Annotated in this window: 19 protein-coding genes; 4 read left to right on the forward strand and 15 right to left on the reverse strand. The window is 68.8% G+C overall.

The window, feature by feature from the left end:
- The first annotated feature begins 102 nt into the window (after positions 1-102).
- The gene (locus NE236_RS18170) at positions 103-705 is read left to right on the forward strand and encodes a TetR/AcrR family transcriptional regulator (protein WP_252843393.1); all 603 of its coding nucleotides are present in this window, start codon (positions 103-105) and stop codon (positions 703-705) included.
- A gap of 88 nt (positions 706-793) precedes the next feature.
- Here NE236_RS18170 and NE236_RS18175 read toward each other — a convergent pair whose 3' ends face one another.
- The 7 genes from NE236_RS18175 to NE236_RS18205 all read right to left on the reverse strand — a co-directional run bounded on the left by NE236_RS18175 (position 794) and on the right by NE236_RS18205 (position 9,150).
- Positions 794-1,405, reverse strand: coding sequence for a hypothetical protein (locus tag NE236_RS18175; RefSeq protein WP_252843203.1), 612 nt, complete (start codon positions 1,403-1,405; stop codon positions 794-796).
- A 104-nt stretch (positions 1,406-1,509) separates the two neighbouring features.
- Positions 1,510-3,111, reverse strand: a complete 1,602-nt coding sequence (locus NE236_RS18180; RefSeq protein ID WP_252843204.1) for a beta-N-acetylhexosaminidase — start codon at positions 3,109-3,111, stop codon at positions 1,510-1,512.
- Positions 3,112-3,140: 29 nt separating this feature from the next.
- A complete protein-coding gene (locus tag NE236_RS18185) occupies positions 3,141-4,685 on the reverse strand; it encodes an alkaline phosphatase D family protein (RefSeq protein WP_252843205.1) in 1,545 nt (514 codons plus the stop codon).
- Between the two features lie 8 nt (positions 4,686-4,693).
- On the reverse strand, positions 4,694-6,007 hold the full coding sequence (locus NE236_RS18190) for an ABC transporter substrate-binding protein (protein WP_252843206.1): 1,314 nt from the start codon (positions 6,005-6,007) through the stop codon (positions 4,694-4,696).
- A gap of 17 nt (positions 6,008-6,024) precedes the next feature.
- Positions 6,025-6,834, reverse strand: coding sequence for a carbohydrate ABC transporter permease (locus tag NE236_RS18195; protein ID WP_252843207.1), 810 nt, complete (start codon positions 6,832-6,834; stop codon positions 6,025-6,027).
- 10 nt (positions 6,835-6,844) lie between these two features.
- Positions 6,845-7,840 (reverse strand): carbohydrate ABC transporter permease, encoded by a 996-nt coding sequence (locus tag NE236_RS18200; RefSeq protein ID WP_252843394.1) that lies wholly within the window; start codon positions 7,838-7,840, stop codon positions 6,845-6,847.
- On the reverse strand, positions 7,840-9,150 hold the full coding sequence (locus NE236_RS18205; protein WP_252843208.1) for a glycoside hydrolase family 36 protein: 1,311 nt from the start codon (positions 9,148-9,150) through the stop codon (positions 7,840-7,842). The genes NE236_RS18200 and NE236_RS18205 overlap by 1 nt, the downstream gene beginning before the upstream one ends.
- A gap of 157 nt (positions 9,151-9,307) precedes the next feature.
- Between NE236_RS18205 and NE236_RS18210 the strand changes: the two genes are divergently transcribed.
- Positions 9,308-10,486, forward strand: a complete 1,179-nt coding sequence (locus NE236_RS18210; protein ID WP_252843209.1) for an ROK family transcriptional regulator — start codon at positions 9,308-9,310, stop codon at positions 10,484-10,486.
- A 151-nt stretch (positions 10,487-10,637) separates the two neighbouring features.
- Here the strand turns inward: NE236_RS18210 and NE236_RS18215 are convergent, their stop codons facing one another.
- Genes NE236_RS18215 through NE236_RS18235 form a run of 5 tightly spaced genes read right to left on the reverse strand, consistent with a single transcriptional unit; the run spans position 10,638 to position 16,001 of the window.
- Positions 10,638-11,381: a GntR family transcriptional regulator gene (locus NE236_RS18215; protein ID WP_252843210.1), complete on the reverse strand. Its 744-nt coding sequence runs from the start codon at positions 11,379-11,381 to the stop codon at positions 10,638-10,640.
- The gene (locus NE236_RS18220) at positions 11,378-12,901 is read right to left on the reverse strand and encodes a beta-N-acetylhexosaminidase (protein WP_252843211.1); all 1,524 of its coding nucleotides are present in this window, start codon (positions 12,899-12,901) and stop codon (positions 11,378-11,380) included. The genes NE236_RS18215 and NE236_RS18220 overlap by 4 nt, the downstream gene beginning before the upstream one ends.
- A gap of 21 nt (positions 12,902-12,922) precedes the next feature.
- Entirely contained in the window at positions 12,923-13,756 is an 834-nt protein-coding gene (locus NE236_RS18225; protein WP_252843212.1) for a carbohydrate ABC transporter permease, read from the reverse strand.
- Positions 13,750-14,679 (reverse strand): carbohydrate ABC transporter permease, encoded by a 930-nt coding sequence (locus tag NE236_RS18230; protein ID WP_252843213.1) that lies wholly within the window; start codon positions 14,677-14,679, stop codon positions 13,750-13,752. The genes NE236_RS18225 and NE236_RS18230 overlap by 7 nt, the downstream gene beginning before the upstream one ends.
- Positions 14,680-14,684: 5 nt before the next feature.
- Entirely contained in the window at positions 14,685-16,001 is a 1,317-nt protein-coding gene (locus tag NE236_RS18235; protein WP_252843214.1) for an extracellular solute-binding protein, read from the reverse strand.
- Between the two features lie 388 nt (positions 16,002-16,389).
- Between NE236_RS18235 and NE236_RS18240 the strand changes: the two genes are divergently transcribed.
- Entirely contained in the window at positions 16,390-17,790 is a 1,401-nt protein-coding gene (locus NE236_RS18240) for a cellulose binding domain-containing protein (protein WP_252843215.1), read from the forward strand.
- A 73-nt stretch (positions 17,791-17,863) separates the two neighbouring features.
- Entirely contained in the window at positions 17,864-18,610 is a 747-nt protein-coding gene (locus tag NE236_RS44535; protein WP_252843216.1) for a GntR family transcriptional regulator, read from the forward strand.
- 131 nt (positions 18,611-18,741) lie between these two features.
- Here NE236_RS44535 and NE236_RS18250 read toward each other — a convergent pair whose 3' ends face one another.
- The 3 genes from NE236_RS18250 to NE236_RS18260 form a co-directional block, all read right to left on the reverse strand.
- Positions 18,742-19,512: an SDR family NAD(P)-dependent oxidoreductase gene (locus NE236_RS18250; protein WP_252843217.1), complete on the reverse strand. Its 771-nt coding sequence runs from the start codon at positions 19,510-19,512 to the stop codon at positions 18,742-18,744.
- Positions 19,513-19,886: 374 nt separating this feature from the next.
- On the reverse strand, positions 19,887-22,667 hold the full coding sequence (locus NE236_RS18255) for a ricin-type beta-trefoil lectin domain protein (RefSeq protein ID WP_252843218.1): 2,781 nt from the start codon (positions 22,665-22,667) through the stop codon (positions 19,887-19,889).
- Between the two features lie 203 nt (positions 22,668-22,870).
- Complete coding sequence (locus tag NE236_RS18260) at positions 22,871-24,883, reverse strand: NPCBM/NEW2 domain-containing protein (RefSeq protein ID WP_252843219.1); 2,013 nt, start codon at positions 24,881-24,883, stop codon at positions 22,871-22,873.
- Between the last annotated feature and the right edge of the window lie 221 nt (positions 24,884-25,104).

Consider the following 25,104-nt stretch of genomic DNA (forward strand, 5'->3'; position numbering starts at 1 on the left):
GGCTCACCTTAGCAATTTTTGCACTGATGCAATAATACGGGTGTGTAGCCGACCCGTCGTGAGTACGCTGGCCCTCGGCGGCCGTGAGAGGACTTGATCAACATGCAGGGCGTGACCACGGGACTTCGTGAACGTAAGAAGACCGAGACTCGCGAGGCCCTGCGCGCCGCCGCGATCCGCCTCTTCCTGAAGCACGGCCCCTCGGCGGTCACCGTGAACGACATCTGCGAAGCCGCCCGAGTCTCCCGCCGGACCTTCTTCAACTACTTCGAGAACAAGGAGGCGGCGGTCATTGCCTGGGACCAGCGCCTCACCGAGGAATTCGCCTCCAACCTCGCCGCGCGGCCGTCGCACGAACCACCGTTCACAGCCATACGCCGGGCGATGGACGACACCATGCCCAGCTTCGCCGCACAGACCGGCTGGCCCGAACGCAAGGAGCTGTACAGCGCGTATCCCGAACTGAGGGCGAAGATTGTGTACGCGATCTTCCGCCTTGAGACCAGGCTCGCCGACACCCTCACCGATCGCATCGGGTGCCCGGCGGGCAGCCTGTATCCGCGGCTGCTCGCGGCAGCGACCGGGTCAGTCTTCCGCGCGGCTTTCACCACCTGGACGCCGGAAACGGGGATCGAGAGCCTGCAAGCGCTCATGGACCAAGCGTTCGGCCACCTCGCCGCCGGCCTCTCCGTCCCCGCCTCCTGACCGCTGCGCTCGCCGGGGGACCGTCGCCGCGGCGACGGCCGGTCTGCGGCGGCATTGCGCATGAGTTCTTCGCCGCCCGTACGTCCGGTCACGGCTTCCGGTCCGAGATTCGCCCGGACGGGCGGCCCTGCCTGGGGTCGATGAGTGTGAAGAGCCGGATGCGGGTCAGCGGTGGCTCCACCCCGGTCAGGCCGCTGCGGATCCACGCCGCGTGCACGGTCAGGCGGATCAACCGGCGGGCCGCATAGAAGCAAAGCCCCGCCAGCGGCAGCTCACCGCACAGCGCGGTCACGACACTGAGCGGGAACTCGTCCGCACCCCACGACAACATGACGTCGAACCACGCGTCGCAGGTCAGCAGCGTGGAGGTGATGAGCATGCCGACGATCGCCACCTGCCGCTTGCGCAGGGTCGCCAGCGTGGTGCCGGCCAACGCCGCCAGCAGGGCGATGTCGAAGCCCGTCCACGTCGCGGACCACTGATCAGCCGTGTGGTTCCCGGGCAGGGTGAAGGCCAGATAGACGATCCAGGGAATCATCCACACACACGATCCGACCGTCACCGCGATGAAGAGCCGGCGCCCCTTGCGGTGGCCCGGATCGTCCAGCGGATCCTCCTCGGCCAACTCGGCCAGTGCCCGTATCAACGCAGCGCGCTCGCGCGGCTCCATGAGCCGCAGGTCGTCCGTACTCCACTCCATCGCCCTGGCTCCGTCGTGTGCGGGCCCTCACTTTATGCGATCCCGGAGCTGGTGGAGTCGGCGGCCAGGCGGGCCGTCAGCCGGGCCGAGGCGGTCCGGCGAAATCAGGGTCGGCGGATGTTGCGGGTCCATTCGCTGATGGTGGCCCGCCACTCGGTCGTGTCCTCGGGCCGTCCGGGTACGCCCGGCCGGCGCTGCCAGGGCAGCGGCCCTTCGTCCGGGCGATACTCCACGCCCAGCGCCGTCAGGCGGGGCAGGTGAGCGGCGAGCCGGTGACGGAAGCCCGCCAGGTCCTTCTCGGGGGGGCTCCATACCGTCTCCGCGAACGCCGCGAGCCGCGGGAACGCCATGTAGTCGAGATGCCGTGTGGAATCGATCAGCTCGGTCCAGAGGCAGCACTGCGAGCCGAGGATGTGCCGGGCGGCCTGGTCGCCGGCGAGCGCGGCGGGGAGCGGGTCGAAGGCATAGACGTCGTCGAGGGTGAGCACGGTGCCGAACGGTGTCGGTTCCTCTTCCCCGGGCGCCTGCCGATAGTCGAGATAGACCGACATGTTCGGGCAGGTGATCACATCGTGTCCGGCTCGCGCGGCGATGACCGCCCCGTGATCGTCGCGCCAGGAGGCGACGACGGCTCCTGCCGGCAGACCGCCCTCCAGGATCTCGTCCCAGCCGACCAGCCGGCGACCGCGGGAGGAGAGGTGCCCGGCGAAGCGGCGGATGACCCAGCTCTGCAGCTCATCCTCGTCGCGCAGGCCGAGCTCGGCGATCCTGCGTTGCGCGGCCGGGCTCGCCCGCCACTGGTCCTTGCGGCACTCATCGCCGCCGATGCTGATGTAGGGGCTGGGGAACAGGTCGATGACCTCGTCCAGCACGTTCTGGAAGAACCTGATCGTGCTGTCCTCGACGTTGAGCACGTTCTCGCAGATCCCCCACGTGGTCGCGACCTGCAGCGGGGTGCCGAGATTGCCGAGCTCGGGGTACGCGGCGATGGCCGCCTGGGCGTGGCCGGGCAGGTCGATCTCGGGTACCACCATGATCTGGCGCAGAGCGGCATAGGCGACGATCTCCCGGATGTCGTCCTGGGTGTAGTAGCCACCGTGCGGACGGCCGTCCATGACGCCGTTCCAGCCGATCTGACTTTCCGTGCGCCACGCGCCGACCTCGGTGAGCCGCGGATAGCGCCTGATCTCCAGCCGCCAGCCCTGGTCATCGGTGAGGTGCAGGTGCAGGACGTTCAGCTTGTGCATCGCCATCAGGTCGATGAACCGCAGCAGATCGGCCTTCGGCATGAAATGCCGGGCGACGTCGAGGAGGCAGCCGCGCCAGCCGAAGCGCGGCCGATCCTCGATCCGCACGGCGGGCAGCGCGAGCTCCCGGCTTGCGGTCGCCTTCCTGAACGCCTCGGCCGGGAGTAGCTGACGGAGCGTCTGTACGCCGTAGAACGCCCCGGCCGTGTCGCCGGCCTCGACGAGCACGCCTTCGGCGTCGATGGACAGCCGGTACGCCTCCGGCCGCATCTCCCGTACGGAAAGGGTGATTCCCGGGCCCGGTCCCGGCAGCAGCTCACCACGGGTGACCGGGCCGAGCTCGCCTCTCGACCAGGCGGCCACCTCGCCGAATGCCGGGTCGGCGGTCAGCGAGGTGTGCCGGTCGAGGACGAAGCGGTCCGGCCGGGGTTCGAACCGAACGGGCTTCGGGATGATCATTATCTCCTCACTGCTCGCGGGTGATCCCGTCAGACCGGGTTGAGGCTCGGGGTGCCCGGCTCGATGACGAAGGAACCCGACGTGTAGGCGGGGGCGTCCGGCCGGCTGACGTAGCCGACCGAGCGGAAGTCGACCTTCATCGCGTCCTTGGACAGCACGCTGCGTACGTAGCCGCGGCGGCCGTTGAAGAACTTGACGTGCGGGTTCTCGGACAGCAGCACCTTGGTGTTCGGGTACTCGTCCAGGCCGTCGCGGGCCGATGTCACCGAGGTCGTGACGAGCTCGACGGCCACGGACTTGGACTCGGGGTTCTGGTAGTCGCGTTTGATCTCGCCGGCCCAGTGGGAGTGCACGTCGCCGGTGAGCACCACGCCGTTGCGCTTGTGGTCGTCGATGGCAGCCGCCACCCGGTTGCGGCTGGCCGCGTAACCGTCCCAGCCCTCGTTCGAATACTGGACGCCCGGACCGTTGGACCAGTCCATCTGCATGAGGAAGACCTGCTGGACGAGCACGTCCCAGGTGGCGCGGGAATGTTCGAGCCCTCTCCTCAGCCAGGCCTCCTGCTGGTCGCCCAGGATCGTGCGGTTCGGCGCGAGGCGCTCGGTGCAGTCGTCGCCGATCATGCCCGACTTGCCGATACAGGCGTAGAAGTCCCGGTACTGGCGGGTGTCGAGCATGTGCAGGTTGGCGACCGAGCCCCAGCGCAGGCTGCGATAGAGGTGCAGCGCCGGTCCGACGGGCTTCTGCGCGCGGCGTAGCGGCATGTTCTCGTAGAAGGCCTTGAACGCGGCGGCCCTGCGTGGGAGAAACGGCGGATCGGGCTGCTCCGGCACGTCGGCCGCCCAGGCGTTCTCCACGTCGTGGTCGTCGAAGACGACGACCCATGGCGCGATGGCATGGGCCGCCTGCAGATCGGGATCGGCCTTGTGCTGGGAGTGCCGCAACCGGTAGCCGGCCAGGTCGAAGCACTCGCCGCCGGCCTGATCGCGCACTGCGTTCTTGTAGTCGCCGTACTCGTAGATGTAGTCCCCGACGAAACCGATCAGGTCAGGGTGGTCCTCGGCCATCCTCCGGTACGGCGTGAACCAGCCGAGCTGGTAGTCGGCACACGACGTGAAGGAAAGGTGCAGGTCCCGGCTGTGGGTGCCCGGGGCGGGAGCGGTGAGCGTACGCCCGACCGGGGATATCTCGTTGGTGACCCTGAAGCGGTAGAAGTATTCGGCGCCGGGTTCGAGGCCGCCCACCTCGACGTGCACGCTGTGCGCGTCCTCGGGCCGGGCGATCTCCTCGCCCCGCCGCACGATCCTTTTGAAGCCCTCGTCCCGGGCCACCTGCCACCGGACCGGAACGGGCCGGTCGGGCATGCCGCCGAGCCCGTCGAGGGCGATGGGATCCATGGCGAGGCGTGTCCAGAGCACGACGCCATGGGGAGCGGGTTCACCGGAGGCGACACCGAGCTGGAAGACATCCGACAGAGGGGCGCGGCGGGTCGCCGCGCGCACGGGTGAGGAACCCAGTGCGGCGGCGATGCCCAGACTCGCGCCCCCGGCGAAGAAGGAACGCCGGGTGATCATTAGATCTCCTACTTGACGAGTGCGTTGCCCTGTTGGACGGCCTGGTCGGCTGCCTGCTTGACGGCGAGCCTGCCGAGGTACATCTCGTTGAAGATTCGGATCAGCTTCGGCTCGAAGGCGGTGAAGCCGGTGGTGATCGGCAGGTTGAACGTGGTGCCTTTCGACTCTTCGAGGTACGGGGAGACGTCGATGTTCTTCTTGCGCCAGTAGTCGACGTAGCCCTGGGAGAGGCCGTTCAGCGCGGGGAAGATGTAACCCTGGTCGGCCATCATCTTCTGCGGCTCTGCCGTGCTGAGGTAGCTCGCCAGCCTCATGGCCTCCTTCTTGTGCCTGCTCTTGGAGTAGACGGCCTCCGACAGGCCGTTGAGGTTCACCGAGCGGCCCGCGGGCCCCTGTGGCATCGACGCGACGCCGAGGTCGAAGTGGGCTTCGGGAGTCACAAAGGGAAGCAGCGCGTTGTTGGCGGGGAACATCGCCACCTCACCGCGCTTGAACATCTCGTTGATCTTGTCGCTGGGCGGGTTGGTCTGGGCGGCCGGCGGTGAGACGTGGTACTTGTTCACCAGGTCGACGCCGAACTGCAGGGCCTGCACCGAGGCGTTGTCGTTGAAGGTGTACTTGCCGAACGGCCGATCCATCAGCTTGCCGCCGTTGGAGTTCACCCAGTTCATCCACTGGGTCTGGTAGTGGTCCCAGGACGCGAAGCCGTACTGCTGGACCTTGTTCGGGTCGAAGCCGGGCTGGTCGGGATGCTTGCCGCTCGCGTCGACCGTCAGCTTGCGCGCGACCTGCAGCAGCGTGCCGGAGCCGTCGGGCGCCCACGTGAGGTTCGCCGGCATCTGGACACCGGCCTTCTTGAACAGATTCTTGTTGTAGAGAAGGCCGACGACGCCGAAGTCCTTGGGTACGCCGTACAGCTTGCTCTTGTAGGTGTAGGCCGCGACGACGTTCGGGTGGTACTTGGCGGTGTCGAGCTTGAGCGGGGACAGATCCGCCAGCACGCCCTTGGTCACGAACTCGGGGAACTGGTTGGTCTGCATCCAGAACACGTCCGGCGCGGTGCCCGCCACCGCGTCGGCGGTCATCTTGATCCAGTACTGGTCGTACGGGAGCAGCTCGATCTTCACATGGATGTTCGGGTTGGCCTTCTCGAAGGCCGCCATCACCTTCTCGTAGCCGACCTTCTGCTGATCGTCCCAGAGCCGGTAGGTGAGCGTGACCTTGTCTCCGGGGCCTGCGCCGGAACCGCCGCAGGCGGCCAGGGGGGTGAGCAACGCCGCGCCGAGGAGAGCCGCGGCCCAGCGGAATCGGGTGGAGGGCATGGGTGTGCTGACCTCTCTTACTTGAGGCCGGTGAGGGCCACGGAGCGGACGATGTATCGCTGGAAGACGATGAAGATCGTGACCATGGGGGCCAGCGCGATGAGGCCGCCGGCCATCATCACGTTCTGGTCGACGCCGACGCCGCCCTTCAGCCCGGCGAGGCCGACGGTGAGGACCTTGGTGTCGTCACTGCTGGTGATGATCAGCGGCCACAGGAAGTTGTTCCACGACGAGATCACCGTGATGATCGCCAGCGTGCCCATCGCGGGACGGCACAGCGGGAGCAGGATGCGCACCAGGATGGTGAGCGGTCCCGCACCGTCGATACGCGCCGCCTCCTCCAGCCCGGCGGGCAGGCTGCGGAAGTACTGCCGCATCAGGAAGATCCCGTACGGTGTGCCGAGGATGTACGGCGCGAGCAGCCCCCACCACGTGTTGACCAGGCCGACGTCGCGCATGATGAGGAAGAGCGGGATCATCGTGACCGCGCTCGGCACCATCATCGTGGCCACGTACAGCCAGAACAGCACGTCGCGCCCGCGGAAGCGGAGCCGGGCGAACGCGTACGCCGCGAACGTCGTGAACACCAGCTGGCCGGCGGTGAGCGCGGCCGTCATCAGCAGCGTGTTGGCGACGTAGCCGGGGAAACCGGACCTCAGCAGCTTCGACAGGTTGGCGAAGGTGGGCGGGATACCGGGCAGCCACGGCTCGGTGGAGCCGAGCTGGCCCTGCGTCTTCAGCGCGGTCAGGACGACCAGCAGAAAAGGGAAGACGGACACGAAGGCGCCGATGACGAGCGTGGCGTGCAGCAGTATGCGCTTGAGCATTGGTCCCTCCTCAGCTCAGGTCGTAGGTTGTGCGTTTGCTGAAGAACCGGACCTGCACCAGCGTCACCGCGAGGATCACGACGAAGAGCAACGTGGACAGCGTCGAGGCGTAGCCGAAGTCGAACTGCCGGAAGGCCATCTCGAAGATCTTGAAATTGAGCACTTCGGTGCTCTGGTTCGGCCCGCCGTTCGTCATCACGTAGACCGTGTCGAAGATCTGGAACGCCCCGATGAGGTTCGTGACCATGACGAAGAACATCGTCGGGTTCAGCAGCGGCAGGGTGACCCTGAAGAAGCGCCGGACCGGGGTCGCGCCGTCGATGGCGGCCGCGTCGTACAGCTCCTGGGGGATGCCCTGCAGCCCGGCGAGGAAGAACAGCATGTTGTAGCCCGTGTACTGCCAGATGTTGACCAGCGCGATCGCCGGCAGCGCCCACGTGGTGTCCGACAGCCAGTTGGGGCCGGCGACGCCGACCAGGTCGAGCAGCCGGTTCAGCGCACCGTCGCGCGGGTCGAAGACCCAGGTCCAGACCAGGCCGAGGACGATCGGCGTGGCCATCCACGGCACCACGAACAGCGCCCGGTAGAACCGCATGCCCTTGGCCCGCTGGTTCAGCAGGAGCGCCAGGAGCACAGCGAGGACGGTCTGCAGCGGGATGCACAGCAGCACGTAGACGGCGGTCCGCCACAGCGAGTGCCAGGCGTCACCGTCGGCTGCCAGCCGCCGGTAGTTGGCCAGGCCGGCGAAGGTCGGGTCGGACAGCAACTCCCAGTGGAACAGGCTCAGGCCCAGCACGACCACGAGGGGCAGCAGGAGGAAGGCGAGCACGCCGAACAGGCTCGGCCCGATGAACAGGTAGGCGTACCAGTTCGCGAGCCACCGGCGGCGGTACCCGGCGGGTGACGCGGGGACCGATGTCCTCTCGGCGAGTGAGACCGGTCCGCGGGCGTCGCCGGGCTCCGCCGGCGACGAGACGCGGCCGCGAACACCGTCGGCGCTCTCCATCACGACGGGTCCGTCCGCGTGGGGACCATGAGCCGTCTGGTCGTCTCCAGACCCCACGCGTCCAGGGCGGCGATCGGGTCGCTCGCCCCTCGCAGCCCGCCGGTGGCGTCGATGTGCGCGGCCCATTCCTCGCGCGCCTCGACCTGCGGCCTGACGATGATGCAGTCCGGGTCGTTCACCCACCATCTGGCGTGCAGGAACTCACGCGCCGCACCGGTCAGCCGGGCCCCGAGCTGCGACGGCTGGCTCACGTCGCCCGCCTTCGGGTGGACCTGCGGCGCGGTGTCCGGGCTGACCCGCATGATGTCGGCCAGTCCGATGCTCGGCAGCATGGGAGCGCCGCACGCGTGCACGGTCGCGCCGGGCCCCGCCCCCATCCGGATCAGCTCCAGCCCCCGCCGGTAGGCCGCGATCGGGTCGACGTCCTCGTGCCGCCGGCCCGCCAGCGCCCCGGCGTAGAGGTAGTCGAGCTTGAAGTGGGTCAGGCCCAGCTCGCTCAGGGACCGGAACACGTGGATCAGGTACTCGGCGGCGTCCGGGTGGGTGACGTCCAGGACCGACAGCTCCTGGTCCCACATGACGCCCGCGTGCGCGCCCTCGACGAGCCAGTCGGGATGCTCACGGAAGATCCGGCTGCGGCGGCCGGCGAGGAACGGGGCGACCCAGATGCCCGCCCGTTTCCCCGCCTCACGTATGGCGCCGACGGCACGTTCCAGCGAGCCGAACCCGGGGCGGAGCTCCAGCCAGTCGCCGATCTCGGCCTCGTATCCGTCGTCGATGAGGAACATGTCCGCGTCCACGCCATGCCGCTCCGCGAGCCGGAGGTTCTCGATGACGTCGGCGTCGGTGACCTTGTCCCAGTAGCCGTACCAGGAGCACCACATGGGCGGCACGGCCGGGTAGGCAGACGGCGCGTACCCCTCCGCGATCTCCACCGCCCACCGCCGCAGCGCCGCGTCGAGGTGGCCCTCGTGCTCCCAATGCCGTACCGGGCCGTCCGCGGAGACCGTCAGCCGGTCGCCGTGCCGCCGCACGCGGATGGAGGGCACCCGGGTCGGGTCGGGCGCCGACCAGACGGAGATCGGGGCGCCGTCCCCGGGATCCACGGCGATCAGGCCCTCCCCCTGGAACGCACCGTCCGGGACCGGCGTCTCCGGGCGATAGCAGATCAGCTGGATGTTCTGGTCGGCGGCCCTGGGCGGCGTCTCATCGAGACGGTACGTGCCGGTCGGGCTCCACGACTGCCACCCGAACTCGAAGATCAGCGGTTGGCCGGGGGCACAGAGCTCTCCGACGTCGGTGAACGGCATCAGACGGTCTCCTCCGCTTATTATTAAGGAGTCCATCATTAGTACACCTCAGCCCCAACCGACACAAGGTCGATTTTTTCGCCGACAGGACTGTGTACGGGCATACTCGACAGGTCTATGATCGAAACAGGCCCGGATTTAAAGAGGAAAGCTTCCAATGTCGAACATCCCGTCGCGAGGCGGCGATCTGTCCAGGCTCCGGCAGCTCAACTCCCTGTCCGCGATCAAGGCGCTGCGCGGCAACGGACCCGTCACGCTGTCGGCACTCGCCGAACTCACCGGGCTGTCCCGGCCCTCCACCAAGGAGGTCGTCGACGAACTGATGGAGCTGGGCTGGGTCGAGGAGGTCCCACCCGCGCCGGGGACGATGGGCAGACCGGCCAGGCGCTACCGGTTCCGGGCAGACGGCGGTCACCTGGTCGGCATCGACATAGGAGCGCACAACGTACGGGCGGCGCTCGCGGACCTCGACGGCAACGTCCTGGCCGAGACCCGGCAGGCCGCCCGGCCGGACGCACCGCTCGGCGAGCGCATGGCGACGATCGAGCGTACGGTCTCCGGCTGCCTGAGCCTGAGCGGCCTGACCACGGCCGACCTGTGGACGGTGGCGGTCGGCACCACCGGGCTCGTCGACACGCAGGGCCACATCAAGCTCTCGGCCGCGATCCCCGCATGGAACGGCCTCGACCTGGCCGCGTCGTTGCAGGAGATGTTCCCGTGCGACGTGCTGGTGGAGAACGACAGCCGCCTCGCCGCGCTCGCCGAGTCGCGGCGCGGGGTGGCGCGCGGGTCGCGCGACGTCGTGTTCCTGCACGTCGGACGGCGCATGGGCACCGGACTCATCATCGACGGCAAACTCCACCGGGGCTTCGGGGCGGCGGCGGGAGAGATCGTCATGCTGCCCGAGGCCGGTTGGCTCACCGCGCCGGAGGAGCTCAACGACTCCGGGATCGTCCCCGCCGGCATGCCACCCGAGGACGCCGCCGGCTACACGCTCGCGGCCGCGCGGAACGGCGACCCCATCGCCCGCGAGGCGGTCGAACGGTACGCCGAGAAGCTGGCCATCGGCACGGCGGCCGCGGTGCTCCTGCTCGATCCGGAGATCGTGGTGCTGGGCGGTGGCTTCTCCCGCTCGGCCGACGTTCTGCTCCCGCCGCTGCGCGCCCGCCTGGAGGCCGTCTGCCTCCGCATCCCCGAGCTACGTGGTTCGACGCTCGGCGACGAGTGCGTCGTGCTCGGTGCCATCGACTACGCCATCGACCATCTCGACCGGCAGTTCTTCACGGCGGACGAACCGGCGCTGCGCCCGCCGTTTCCCCAGGAGCCCGTGTCATGAGCCGTCCAGAGATGCTTCGCGGACTCAGGCCCTGACGGGACCGCCGCCCGCGGTCGCGGACTCTTCCACGCCAGGCGGGTCGTCACGGCGGGTGAGTTCGGCCTGGTCGTACTGGCCGTCCACACCACGGCACTCCTTCGCCGCGCGTGACTTATCCGGATGTGTGGTCGAAGTGGAGTTTCGTGGTGATGCGGTAGCGGTCGCCGCGGTAGGCGGACTGGACGTATTCGATGGTGCGCCCGGTGTCGTCCTGAGTGGTGCGTTCGACGCACATGATCGGGAAGTACGGTGTGACGTCCAGCAGGTCCGCCTGTTCGGGGTTGGTGACGCTCGGTTCCAGTGTCTGGACCGCCTCGGTGACGTTGATCCCGTACCGCTCCCGCAGCAACTGGTAGAAGTTCCCCGTCTCCATGTCCTGCGGAGCGAGCCCCGGGACCAGGACCGCCGGGAGCTCGAGGCGTTCGATCGCGATCGGCTCCCCGTCCACCAACCGCACCCGCGTCACCCGCAGCACCTCATCGTCCGGCTCGACGCTCAGCCGCGACGCCCGTGACCAGCCCGCCGGCGCGATCGTGAAGGCGACCACGCGGCTCGTCCAGTCGCCCTTCGCGGGAGGGACGCCGAGGCCGTCGACCGTCGTGGACAGCTGTTGGGTGACCTTGTGCGGGCGGGTGAACGTGCCGCGGCCGTGGCGGCGGACCAGCAGGCCCGTACGGGCGAGTTCCTCGATGGCCGCGCGGACCGTTGGGCGGGACACGCCCAGCGTCACGGCCAGTTCGCGTTCGGACGCCAGGCTCGTTCCCGGGCCGGCCTTCTCGATCACGTCGAGGATGTGGCGGCGGACCCGGTCGCGTTTGGCGGTGGGCGGACGGCGCGTCCCGTTCAGTGCGGTCACGCCGCGCCCCGCCCGGGAAGCGCGCCGAGTACCCGCAGACGTTCCCGGTGAACCGTCAGGCGGCCCTGGAACTCCTCGTAGTCGCGCGTGCCCTCGCTCCACGCCGCCTCGGCCAGGGCGCACAGCCTCGGGAACGTCAGGTACCGGACGTGGTCCGGGGTCGGCGCGAACTCCGTCCACAGCTGCGCCTGGGTGCCCAGCACACCGGGGCGGCCCCCGTTGCCCGGATCGGCGACCGGCAGGCCGCCCGCGAGCGGGTCGAAGCCGTACACGTCGGCGACCGTCGTGACCACGTCGGGCTGGGCCGGTGGCTCGCCGGGATGGGTGCTCTGCGCGTAGTCCAGGTACGTCGACCGGTGCGGCGCCATGATCACCTGGTGGCCGCGTTCGACCGAACGTACGCCGTGGGCCGGGTCGCGCCAGGCGGTCAGGGTCATGTCGGCGGGCAGTTCGCCGTTCTGTTCCGCCTCGTCCCAGCAGACGGCGCGGCGGCCGTGCTCGGTCAGCGTCTCCTGCATCTGCCGCAGGAACCAGCCGTGCAACTGGGCCGGCGTCGTGAAGCCCAGCTCCGCGGCGCGGCGGCGGGCCACCGGGCTGGTCTCCCACTGCGTGGTCGGGCACTCCTCGCCGCCGATGTGGACGTACCGGGACGGGAAGACCGAGACCGTCTGCGCCAGCACCGTGCGGCAGAACTCCAGCGCCTCGTCGTGCACCCCGAGGATGTCCTCGCTGATCCCCCAGCTCGTCCAGACCGGGAGGTTCACCTCGGGCCGGTTGCCCAGGTGAGGGTAGGCGGCCAGGAGCGCGCGGGCGTGGCCGGGCATCTCGATCTCCGGGACGATGGTCACGCCGCGGCGGGCCGCGTACGCCACCAGGTCGCGCAGCCGGTGCTGGGAGTAGAAGCCGCCGTGCGGGATCCCGTCGAAGCGCGTGCTGCCCGCCGGGCCGACCATGGACGCCGTACGCCAGGCGCTCACCTCGGTCAGCCGCGGCAGCCCCTCGATCTCGATGCGCCAGCCCTGGTCGTCGGTCAGGTGCAGGTGCAGCACGTTGAGCTTGTGCAGCGCGAGCCGATCGATGAACTCCTCGAGGAACTCCAGCGGCATGTAGTGCCGCGCGACGTCGAGCATCACCCCCCGCCACGGCAGCCGTGGCGCGTCGCGCACGGTCACGCACGGCCACCGCCACGCGTCCGGCGGAGCCGACGCCGGATCCAGCGCGGCCGGGGGCAGGAGCTGGCGCAGCGTCTGGACACCGTGGAAGAGCCCCTCCTCGCCGGGCGCGGTCAGGAGGACCTCGGGCGGGGAGATCTCCAGGCGGTACCCCTCGTACGGGAGGTCGGCCGGCGCGATCTCCACGCGGACGGCCGGCCCGTACGACGCGCGGGGCCGGTCGCCCAGGTAGCCGGCCAGGAGGTCGGCGGCGCGCGCGGCGCCCGGTCCGGCCGAGAGGTGGAGGGCCGCGGGGATGACGAACTCACCGGGGTGGACGGTGAGTTCGGCGGGGCGAGGAATTATCACAATGGCCTTTCTCGAAAAGGGCTATCCCTTGACGGCCCCGGCGGTCATTCCGACGACCAGCCGGCGCTGGATGAGCATGAAGAAGACCACGATGGGCAGTGCGAACAATGTCGATCCTGCGATGAGCCCGCCATAGTCGGTGCCGATGTTGGTGGAGAACGACGCCAGCCACACCGGCAAGGTGTACCGGGACTGGTCCTTCATCATCACGTACGCGTAGATGTAGTCGTTCCAGGCGACGATGAAGGAGAAGACGCTGGCGGCGATGATGCCCGGCATCACGAGCGGGAGCAGCACCTTGCGGATCACGGTGAACCGGCTCGCCCCGTCGACCATCGCGGCCTCTTCGAGTTCCACCGGTACGCCGTGCAGGAATCCGCGCATCACCCAGATCGTGAGGGGCAGCACGAACGCCGAATAGGTGACGATCAGCCCGATCAGCGTGTCGAGCATGTTCAGGCTCTTCATGCTCAGGAACAGCGGAATCAGCAGCGCCGGCCCAGGGATCATCTGGATCACCATGATCCCGATGAGGAATCCGCGGCGCCCGAAGAAACGAAAGCGCGTCAGTGCGGTCGCCGCGAGAAAGGCGACCACGACGGACAGTGTCACGACCACTCCGGTGACGATGACGCTGTTGACGAGGTAGTCGGCGAAGTGCGGTTTGCGCACCGCGTCGGCGAAATTAGCAAGACTCATCGGGAAGGGCAGGAACTTCGGCGTCGGGCTGAGCGTGTCGCCGGTCGGCTTGAGCGCGGTGTTGACCATCCAGTAGACCGGGAACATCCAGACGGCGCAGAAAAGAACGGCTCCGGTGTTCAGCGCCACGCGGGCCGGCCGGACTCTTCTCACCATGCTTCTCCCGCCCGCACCAGCCGGCGCACGTAATACGACGTCAATGCCGTGAGAAGGGCGGTCGCGAGGACGGCGATCGCGGCGCCCTGCCCGTACGACTGGCTCGCGAAGGCCCGGCGGAACGACCAGACCACGAGCGTGGTCGTCCCGCCGTCCGGGCCGCCGCCGGTCAGGAGCCAGATCTGGTTGAACACGTTGAAGTCCCAGATCACCGACAGGACGGTGACGAGCAGCAGGATCGGCCGCAGGAACGGCACCGTGATCACGCGGAAGCGCGTCCAGTACCCGGCGCCGTCGAGCGCGGCGGCCTCGTAGTAGTCACCCGGGATCTGCGACAGCCCGGCGTACAGGGTGAGCGCGACGAACGGCACCGACTGCCAGACCACGAGCAGCCAGACCAGCAGGAGCGCGGACACCGTGTGCGCGGTCCAGTCGTACTGCCCGAGCCGGAGCAGCCAGTTGACCACGCCGTACGTCGGCTGGAACAGCCAGGTCCACAGCATCGTCGCGGCCACATTCGGCACCGCCCAGGCCGCGATCAGGCAGAACGTGACCAGCGTCCGCATCCGCCGGCCCAGCGCGCGCATCGCCAGAGCGACGCCCGTGCCGATCACGAGGGTGCCGCCCGCCATCGCCACACAGACGAGCGCGGTGCGGACCAGCATCGGGACGATCTCGTCGCCGTGGAGGACGGCGGTGTAGTTCGCGAACCCGGTCCACCGCGTCCGGCCGCTGAACAGCGCCCGCAGCCCGTAGTCCTGGAAGGAGATCAGCACCAGCCGTACGAGCGGGTACCCGATGACCAGGGCGAGGACCAGGGCGGCCGGGGCCAGGAGCACGTACGGCAGCGCGGAGCGGCGGCGCCGGGCCCGGGGCGCGGCGGCCTCGGGCACGACGGTCGCCCGCGCGGCCAAGGTCTCCATGCGCGTCACTGGGATGCGTTCAGCGCCTGGTTCAGGTGCTGATCGAAGGATTTCGCGGCGTCGGCGATCGGCGTCTTGCCGGTGGAGATGTCACCGAAGAAGGCCTGCAGCGACTTGTCGCTCTCGATCGTCGCCCAGCCGGGGCTCGCCGGCGTCGCGACGCTGCGCTTGGCCGCGAACGAGAACGCCTTGAACAGCTCCGGGCGCGACCCGGCGGTCTGGTCGATGAGCTGGGACGAGACCGGGGTCCAGCCGTCGATCCCGGCGATCGCGCTCGTCTGTACGGCGGTGCTGGTGGCGGCCTTGAGGTAGGCGAGGGCAAGGGCCCGGTTCGGGCTCTTGGCCGCGACGCCCAGGTCCGAGCCGCCGAGGAAGACCGGCTGGGTGGTGCCCGCGTCGGCGCCGGGGAGCGGGAACGTGCCGAGCTGTCCCTTGAGCGACGGCTTGATCTTGAGGATGGAGTTCACGCTGGTGTTGAGGATCGCCGCGGTCTTCTCCTGGGCGAAGACCGCGTTGTAGTCCGGGGTGAGGTTGAACAGGTTGCGCGAGGCGGGCGTGGAGTAGGTGTTCTGGAACTGCTTCCAGGCCGCCAGCCCGCGCTGGGCCTGCGGCGACTCCAGCGCCCCGGTCCACTTGTCACCGTTCTTGGTGGCCAACTCGCCGCCCGCGTCCCAGACGAACTGCACGCCGCCGAACCAGTACTGGCCCGGCATGTAGAACGCGGAGAAGTCCGGCGCCGGGTTGGCCGCCTTGATCTTGTCGAGGTCCGCGGTGAACTCCGCGAACGTGGCCGGCGGCTTGGTGACCCCGGCTTTGGACCAGATCTTCTTGTTGTAGACCACGGCGCGCTCGGCCGCGAAGAGCGGCGCGGCGTACAGCCGGCCGCCGACCGTCGCGGGTCCGACCAGCCCGGGCAGCCAGGTCTGCCCCTGCGCCATGGTCTTCTGCACGGCGGAGATGTCCGACAGGCCCCCGGCGGCGGCGAACAGCGGGACGTCGGTGTTGCCGATCTCGAGCACGTCCGGCGGATCGTTCTGGGCCAGCGCTGTCGTGATCTTGGTGTTGATGTCGTCCCATTCCTGGATCTGCACCTTCACCGAGGCGCCGGTGGCCTTGGTGAACTCGGTGTTGATCGCCTTGACCGCGGCGTCGGACAGATCGCCGTCCATGTACCAGACGGTGAGCGTCTTTCCGGTGCCGGAACCCGGCCCGGCGATCTTCGCGGCGGGCGTGGAGGCGGTGCCGCCATCTCCGCCGCACGCGGTGGCGGTGCACGCGAGCGCGACGCTCGCCGCCAACGCGGCCGAAACACGTCTGTGCATGTCGATCCCTCCTGGATGGCCAGAGCTCACCGCTCCGGCGTCGGCCGGTCGCGCCCCCGCGCTCGGTGCGCCAGATCGTGACACTTGTCCATTGGTCATGTCAATGACGGAAGATCGCCGACGCTCTGGCTCCCTGGGCTGCGGCGTCTCTTGCCCGAGAAATGCGGCTAAAGCGCGGCGAACTGAGGGTTGACAGGCCGATAGGCGGCGTTCATCTTGATGGCCATCGGCCACCATAGAACTGACCGTTGGTCAGGTCGCTGACCGTACGCGGTGTCTTCGTTTGCCCTTGGGGGACGCGCGTACGGTGCCGTCCGCCCGCGTCCGGCCGGCGCCCCGGCCGCGGGCGGCGGGGCCGGCCATGTCCGCCCGCCACGCAAGGAGAACCATGCGGCTTCACCCCGCCCTCAGACGCCTCGCACCTGAACGTCGCCTCACTGCCCTGCTGACCGCCCTCGGCCTGTTCGGCGCCACCGTCGTGACGACCGGCGTCCTCACCGGCGGCCCGGCCCAGGCGGCCTCAAGCCTCCAACTGCAGTACCGGACGACCGAGACAGGAGCCACAGCCGGGGACATCGAGCCCTGGTTCCAGGTCGTCAACACCGGCTCGTCGCCCGCGTCGCTGTCCGGCGTCGCGATCCGCTACTACTTCAGCGCCGACACGACCGTCCCGTACGTCTACACCTGCGAATGGGCGGTGATCGGCTGCTCCAAGATCTCCGGTACGGTCGGCGCGCTGAGCGGCGGCCCGGCAACGGCCGACCACTACCTGGAGGTGGCCTTCGGGTCGAGCGCCGGCTCGCTGGCGCCCGGCGCGTCAACCGGCGACCTACAGCTGCGGATCAACCGGCAGGACTGGCAGCAGGTGAACCAGGCCAACGACTACTCGTTCAAGAACCAGACCTCGTACGGCCCGTCCGGCACCGTCACCCTGTCGGTGAACGGCACCGTCGTCTCCGGGACCGCCCCGGGCGGGACCTCGACGCCGCCGACGTCACCGCCACCGAGCGGCAGCGGCGTCCTGTTCGACGACTTCCACTACACCGGCCCGTCCGATCCGAACCTCGGCGCGCACGGGTGGTCGATCCGTACGGGCGGGGGCGGCCCCGGCATCCAGGGCACCTGGTCGGCGAACGCCTTCAGCTTCCCGTCGGACTCCACCGCCCAGGGCGGCAAGGTCATGAACCTGGCGGCGACCACCGACGGCACGACCAGCGGAACCACCCAGGCCGAGATCGACACGGTCCAGCGCAAGTTCTTCGAGGGCACGTACGCGGCGCGCGTGTACTTCAACGACGCCCCGACCACGGGTCCGAACGGCGACCACGTGAACGAGACCTTCTACACGATCACGCCGGACGACTCGCTCTACAGCGAGCTCGACAATGAGTACCTGCCGAACGGCGGCTGGGGCGCGCCCGGCCCGACGCTGTACACGACCACCTGGTACAGCGCCGACGCCATGGACCGCCAGACGCACAATGTCATCTCCAGCCTGCAGGGCTGGCACACGCTGCAGATGACGGTGGCGGGCGGCACCGTGACGTACTACGTCGACGGCAACGTCTACTTCTCCACCACGGGCAAGTACTACCCGCGCGAGAAGATGACCATCGACTTCAACGAGTGGTTCATCGACCTCCCGTTCAGCGGCGCGCGTACGTGGAACGAGAAGGTCAACTGGGTGTACCACAACGCGTCCGGCGCGCTCACGCCGGCGCAGGTCACCAGCGCCGTGAACGGCTACTACAGCGCGGGCACCCACTTCACCGACACGGTCCCGAACTGAATTCAGGCCGGTCCCGGGCCGTACGACGGTTCTCGTACGGCCCGGGCGACCGTCTTGTTGAGACTATGGGGGCGTGACCAGCACCGGGCAGAGATCCCCCCGTACGCCGTCGACCCCCAAACGCGACCGGGTCCGCCGCCACATCCTCGACGTGATCGAGAAGGCCGGCCCGGGAACGAGCCTGGCGTCCGAACGCGATCTCGCCAACGAGCTCGGAGTGTCCCGCCCGACCATCCGCGCGGCCATCGACGAACTCGTCCGGTCGGGCCTCCTGGTCCGCCAGCACGGCCGCGGCACGTTCACCAGCCCCCAGAAGATCACACAGGAGCTGCCGGGAAGCACCGGCTTGGCGGTCCCTCCGGCGGAAGGTACGTGGATCAGCCGCGTGGTCGCCTTCACGATCGCGCCGGCGGGCTGGTCACGGGCGTCGCGGCTGAGCGTCGAGCCGGACGATGAGGTGCTGCGGGTGACGCGGGTGCGGTTGGTGGACGGGGAGCCGATCGCGATCGAACGCCTCGAGCTCCCGGCGGTCCTGGTCCCGGGGCTCGCTCCGCAGGACATGGAGACGGGGAACTTCTACCAGTTGCTGCGGGAGCGGTACGGGATCAACGTCACCGAGGCGGTCCAGACACTGGAACCGAGCGTCACCAACCCCGAACAGGCGGACCTGCTGGACGTCACACCGTACTTCCCGATCATGTGCGTCGAACGCACCACTCAGGACGACACCGGGCGCACCATCGAATACGTCCAGTCCGCCTACCGCGGCGACCGCTACCGCATCACCACGAAACTCCACTTCGACCACACGTCCGGATAAGTCACGCGCAGGGCATGGAGCAGCTGGCGCTGGTTCCAGATCAGTCCGGGCGAGCCGGCAGTCTCAACTGACGCAGCACCTTCGGGGCTGCGGAACGAGTTGTAACAGCGGGTTCGATGCCCACGGGCTGATCAGAACATCCCGCCATCGAGCTGAAGAGTGCGGCCGGTCATGTAGGCCGCGTCGTCGGAGGCGAGGAAGGCGTATCCGGCGGCCACCTCGGACGGCTCCGCGAGCCGCTTCAGCGCGACCTGTACGTTGAGCCACTCGGGCAGTGACATCTTGCCGGACAGCTCGGGGTGCAGGTAGCTGGCCGCGTGCTCGGCGGCCATGTCGGTTGCGGTGCCGCCTGGGGCGATCGCGTTGATGGTGATCCCCTTCTGCCCGAGTTCAGCGGACAGGTTCAGCACCATCGACTCCACCGCTGCCTTGCTGGCGGCGTACAGAGTGTGGCCGAACACCGCCATGGAAGCGCTGACCGAGGAGGTCAGCACGATCCGGCCACCTTCGCGCATGCGGGCGGCGGCGTGCTGGGCGGCGAACAGCTGCCCACGCGTATTGACGGCGAAGACACGGTCGAAGTCGGCCGGGGTGATGTTCTCCAAGGCATCGAAATGCTCGATACCGGCGCAGGACGCGAGCACGTCCAGTCGGCCGAACTCGGCCACCGCCCGCTCGATCAACGCCCACGTCTGATCCGGGTCGGCGGCGTCGGCCTGCACGGCGACTGCCCGGCTCCCGTCGGCCGTGAGGTCGGCGAGGAGTGCGTCCGCCGCCGTCTTGTTGCCCCGGTAACCAATGGTCACCGCGGCTCCCTCGGCAGCCAGTCGCCTCGCGACGGCCGCGCCGATGCCCCGGCTGCCGCCGGTGACCACAGCCACCTTGCCTTCGAAACGTGCCATCTGCACTGGTGCCACCACTTCTCTCTGTCAGATCGCGCGGCGCGCGGTGTGCCGGTGATTGGGTCTCTCGAAAACCGGGGTATCTGTGCATCGGCATCCCGCTGGAGGGGCCGCCCGCCCTGCTCACCCGGCCCCTCGCCGACCGGGATGCCGGCTTCGACATTACTGCCGTTCACCGTGTTGGAGACGCGCGCGAGGAGTGAGGGCAGCGTTAGCGTGGAACACGCAGGCCTCCGGTTGTGGAGCGGTTCCCAAGTCCCACTCCACAACCGGAGGCCTTCGCCATCACGCACATTCAGGCCGTGTCGTCACACGTCCTCAACCGACCTGCCCGGGCAGTACAGCCGGCTCATGTTCCAGTGCGGTGTCCTTGTTCATGAGGACCAGTTCCACCGCTGGTTGGCGCCGCCGTTGCAGGTCCAGATCTCCAAGGGGGTGCTGTTGGAGGTGCCGCCGGCGGTGGCGTCGAGGCACTTGCCGGAACCTACGCCGACGACGGTGCCGTCGGCGCGGACCATCCACTGCTGGTTACTGGCGCCGGTGCAGTCCCAGATGATCACCGGGGTGCCGTCCGTCGTGCCCCCGCCGGACACATCGAGGCACTTGGTGTCGTACACGGTCAGCTGGTTCGAGGCGGTGGAGGTCCACTGCTGGTTGGTGCCGCTGTTGCAGTCCCACAGCGCCAACGCGGTTCCGTTGGTCTGTGAGAAGCCGGGCACGTCGACGCACCGGCCGGACTGCTGGCCGCGGATGACCCCGGCGGTGACACCCCGGCCCCACTGCTGGTCGGCCCCGCCGTTGCAACCCCAGATCTGCAGCGGGGTGCCGTTGTCCGTGCCCTGAGCGGCGGAGTCGAGGCACTTGCCGGAGCCGACGTTCAACACTGTGCCGTCCGGGTTGACCGCCCACTGCTGTGCGCGAGTGCCGTTGCAGTCGTCGATCTGCGCGGCAGTGCCGTCGGCGGTGCCATCGCCGGCGACGCTCAGGCACTTGTTGCCGTACACCTGCAACTGTTGCTGCGGGGTGAGCGTCCACTGCTGGTCGGCGCCACCGGTGCAGTCCCACAGAGCCACGGCCGTGCCGTTGGCCTGCGAGGCGCCGGTCACGCCGGCGCAGCGGCCGGACTGGCGGCCCTTCAGGACGCCGGCGAGGTTGCCGGGCGGGTTCGCGGTGACGGCGAGGTTGTCGAACATGTCGGTCTGGTAGCCGACGACGCCGAGACCGACCTGGCCCGTGACGTAGGAGCTGTCCGTCACCGTGCCGAGCGTGGCGCCGTCCAAGGAGGCGGTGATCTGGTTGCCCGAGAACCCGAGGCTGATGGTGTGCCAGGTGTTCAGGCCGAGGCCGGAATGGGTGCCGGACGTCAACGTGGTCTGGGTGCCGGTGGCGGTGTTCTTCGCGATCGACCAGGCACCGGTGTCGGCGATGCGCAACTGGTAGGCGGCCTGGTGGCTCTGCGGCCGGTTCTGTTTGCCCGCCCGCCCGAGCAGTGTCACCGTGCCGGCCTGCTGCAGGTCCACGTCCACTTTGACGGTGTAGTTCGCCCAGGTGGTGTCGCCCAGCAACGTGTACGCGTCGGAGTCCTGCTGCCACTCGATGGGCTTGACCGGCGTGACCTGCTGGATGCACTGGCCGCCGCGGCCGGCTGCGCACGGGCGTGCCTCGAAGGAACCCTGCATGTCGGAGAGGTACTTCGCCTCCGCGTTGGTGGCGACGCGGTCGAAGTCGTCGGTATAGGGCAGGGCGAGCGGGTGGTCGGCGGGCGCGGTGGTGGTGCCCTTGCCCTGCCCGCCGAGGGTGCTGACGGTGTAGACGTAGCCCGGCTGCATCGTCAGGGAATACGAGCCGTTGCTGGGCGTGATGTCGGCGGTGTGGACGAAGGAGGTGGATCCGCTGGGCGCGTTGACGTCGGTGGCCCACACGTGGACCCTGTCGGTGGACAGGCCGCCCTGGACGTGGACGTTCACGGTCTGCGCCGAACTGGATGTCGTGGTCTCCAGGATGGTGGAGTAGTCGGCGCCCTTGGCCGACTTCAGCGTCACGTACGTGCCGTTGGCCTCCGACCCGCCGAGATAGCCCGAAGCGCTGTCGATGAACTTCCAGCCGGGCCGGGTGAACTGGGTGACCTGGGCGGTCGCCCAGGTGCTGGCGCCGATGGTGTAGTTGCCCGACCAAGGGGAGCCGGCGGTGGCCAGGCCGGTGGTGTTGAAGGGCAGGTTCGGGTAGAGCGCCGCGATGAGCGGCCAGTTGAAGAAGCTGGTCATCTTGGCGTCGATGTAGCCGCGGACGATCGCGCGGATCAGTGCGGGCGCGCCGATGTTCATGTCCTGCGAGCCGTTTTCGCTGTCCCACAGTGGCTTGCCGCTGTCGCGAGCCGTGGCGGTGCTGGAGCAGGTGTTGGCGCTGCCGCCGTCACCGCCCTCGCAGGAGTAGTGGGTACCGATGATGGAGACCGCGTCGTTGAACGCGGGGTTCTTCGCCATGTCGTCGGCCACGCTCCAGCCGCTGTCGTCGGCGACGAGCTGAACGCCCTTGTATCCGTGGGAGTCCAGCGCGGAGCGCAGCTGGACGAACCAGTTGGCGTCGTGGCCGCGTTCGTTCCAGCCACCGAGGTACTTGATCTTCAAATCGTGCTGCTTGGCGCAGTCCAGCCAAGAGATCAGGTAGTTGATCGTGTCGGTGGACCAGAATCCGTCGTTGATCCAGCCCGGGGCGGCCCATGCCAGCCCGTACAGACCGATGTCGGGATTACGCGCCTTGGCCTGCTCACCGAGCCAGAACTCATAACCGGCGTTGCAGTTGATCGTGCCGCGGGAGTGCTCGATCGACGGCTCGGAGCCATCGGTGGAGTTGGCGTCCCCGCCGATCTCCAACTTCAGCAGCTGCAGGTCGGCGCCGTAGCCGGGCTTGAACAGATAGTCCAGGATCTGTGACCGCTGTGCTGCCGGATAGTCTCTGAGGAGGCGTGAGTTTCCGCCGCCCCCGCTGATCGCTCCGATACCGTCGAACGTCCGGCCGCTCTGGCTCCCGTCGACGGTGATGGAGGTGGTGGTGGCGGCGCGCGCCGGAGCGGCACCCCCCACGAGCAGAGAAGCGAGCAGGGCAGCGAGCAGGGCCAGCACCCATACGGGCGTGAGCCTCGATGGACGTGTCATTGTCGGCATCCTTTGCTTGCGGGAATCGGCTGGTCGAACGCGATGACCTTCGCGTCGGTGGTGAGGGCGCGCAGGATCTCCACGCGCTGCCGCTGCGCGGGTGTGAGGTGCGAGCCGAGGGTGTAGGGGTCCGAAGCCCGGCCGGCGGCCGGACGGCCTTCAGATGTCGGGTGGGGCGGCCCGGAGGCCGCCCCACCGCGTGGTCAGGTGCAGGTGATGCGGGCGTCGGCCCAGTCGGCGTGGTCGCTGTCGTTCCCGTTGCCGCCGTCGGTGACGATGAGGCGGACCATGGTCGCCCCGGCGACGTTCGCCGTCAGGTGCGCCGCCGGGTCGGCGGTCGTGAGCAGGCCGCTGCCGGCGACCTTGGCGCCGTCGGCCCAGATCTCGAAGGTCACCGAGCCGTTCGAGGTCTTCTCGTCGTCCACGCCGACGTCGGCCGCCACGGAGGTGCACTTCTTGGCGGCGTAGTACTCGATGGTGCTCAGCGCGTGCGCGCCCAGGCCCTTCTTGTAGACGACGCCATTGATGGTGATCGGGTGACCGTCGCCGGCCCCCGCCTCACCATTGCTCATGTCCTTCTCCACCGGCCCCCAGCCGTTCGTCGACCGCACCCACGGCAGGTCGCTCAGGTACGTGGTGCCGGTCGGCGGCGTCGTCAGCTTCAACGCGGTCACCTGAACGGTGGACTCCGCCGAGCCATCGGCGTAGGTCGTGGCCGCGCTCAGGTCGTGGACACTGGAGGCGTCCTGCGGCGGGGTGACCGTCCAGGAGGTGGTGAAGGACTTGTCGGTGCCGAGGGCGGGCGTGTTCGACGGGGACGCGGGCCGTACGGTCCAGCCGTCCGGCGCGGTCAGGCGGGTGCGGACCTCCAGCGCCGGCTTCCGCCCGGCGTTGGTGACCGTCGTCGTGACGGTGGTCGGCGTGCCGGGTTGGATGATGGGCACGGCACCGGGGTAGGGAACGGACAGGCCGACGCCGACGTCGACCGCCGGCGGGTACTGCGCCCACGCCCGGTCGGCGGACACTCGGAGCAGGACGGTGCCGTGCGCGGGGACGGTCGCGGCGATCGCCCCGGCGGTCTCGCGAGTGGTGTGCGCCCACAGGTCACGGACCGTGTAGGCGGGCGCGGCGGGCAGGCCGGCTGCGGCCGCCGACGTGCTGATCCGCTGCGGTCCGTCGGACTCGTTGAACAGCGCGACCGCCCGGTCGCCGCCCTTCAGGGGCTTGACGAACACGTCGCGTCCGCCGTCCGTGCTGATCGGCGCGCCCTGGACGCCGAGCGGGTCCTGGTCGACCGCGATGACGTCCCGGTTGGTGAGGATCTTCATGGTCGCGGCCGAGGCCTTGCGCAGGTCGGTACCGATGAGCAGCGGGGCGGCCATCACCGACCAGAGGCTGAAGTGCGAGCGGTACTCGGTCTCGGTCATGCCGCCGTTGCCGACCTCGAGCATGTCGGGGTCGTTCCAGTGGCCGGGGCCGGCGTACGGGGCGAGTGTCATGTTCTGGTGGATGATCGACAGCATCGAGGGGTAGTTGTCGAAGATGTCGCCGGTGGTGCGCCAGGAGTTGCCGACGTCCTTGGCCCACAGCCAGGGCTTGTTCTCGCCCCACTCGCACATCGAGAACAGGATCGGCCGGCCGGTGGCGGCCAGCGCGTCGCGCATGGCGGTGTAGCGCGTGACCGCGTCGATGCCCTGGTTGTTGCAGTTGTCGTACTTCAGGTAGTCCACGCCCCAGGACGCCCACAGCCGCGCGTCCTGCTGCTCGTGGCCGAGGGAGCCGGGCATCGTCTGGGCGCAGGTGAGCGTGCCGGCGCTGGTGTAGAGGCCGAACTTCAGGCCCTTGGAGTGGACGTAGTCGGCGAGCGTCTTGATGCCGTGGGGGAACCTCGTGGCGTTCGGGACGTAGTCGCCGTTCGCGTCACGGTTCTTCTCGGCCCAGCAGTCGTCGAGGTTGACGTACTGGTACCCGGCGTCCTTCAGTCCCGAGGACACGAACAGGTCGGCGATGCCCTTGACCATTTCCTCATTGAAGTCGGCGTCGCAGTGGGTGGCGTTCCAGTTGTTGAACCCCATCTGCGGGGTCCGGGCCAGGCCGTTCTCAAGGGCGGCCGCCGGGGGTGCGGAGGCGGCCGAGGCGAGGGTGAGCGCCACGGCGGATGCGGCGCTCACCGCGAGCGCGGCGAGGGCGGAGGTGAGAGAACGGACGGTGCGCATGCTGGTCTCCTCTGGGGTGGCGGGGGGATCGCGCACGGGTGTGGGGCGGCGCGGCGTAGCGGCACCACGCCGCCCCGGCGACCGGCGGACGGCGGAGGACGTCCAACGGCCACATCTCGGGGATCTGGTTGAGCTTTCCTACCTTCCGGTCCGGCCGCCCATGAGATTTCCGTTGAGTTACGAGGTCTGATCGCGGTCATTCGTACCATTGCCAACACGAA

Origin of the sequence: Actinoallomurus purpureus, from assembly GCF_024055795.1 — a bacterium.
Taxonomy (GTDB): Bacteria; Actinomycetota; Actinomycetes; order Streptosporangiales; family Streptosporangiaceae; genus Actinoallomurus; species Actinoallomurus purpureus.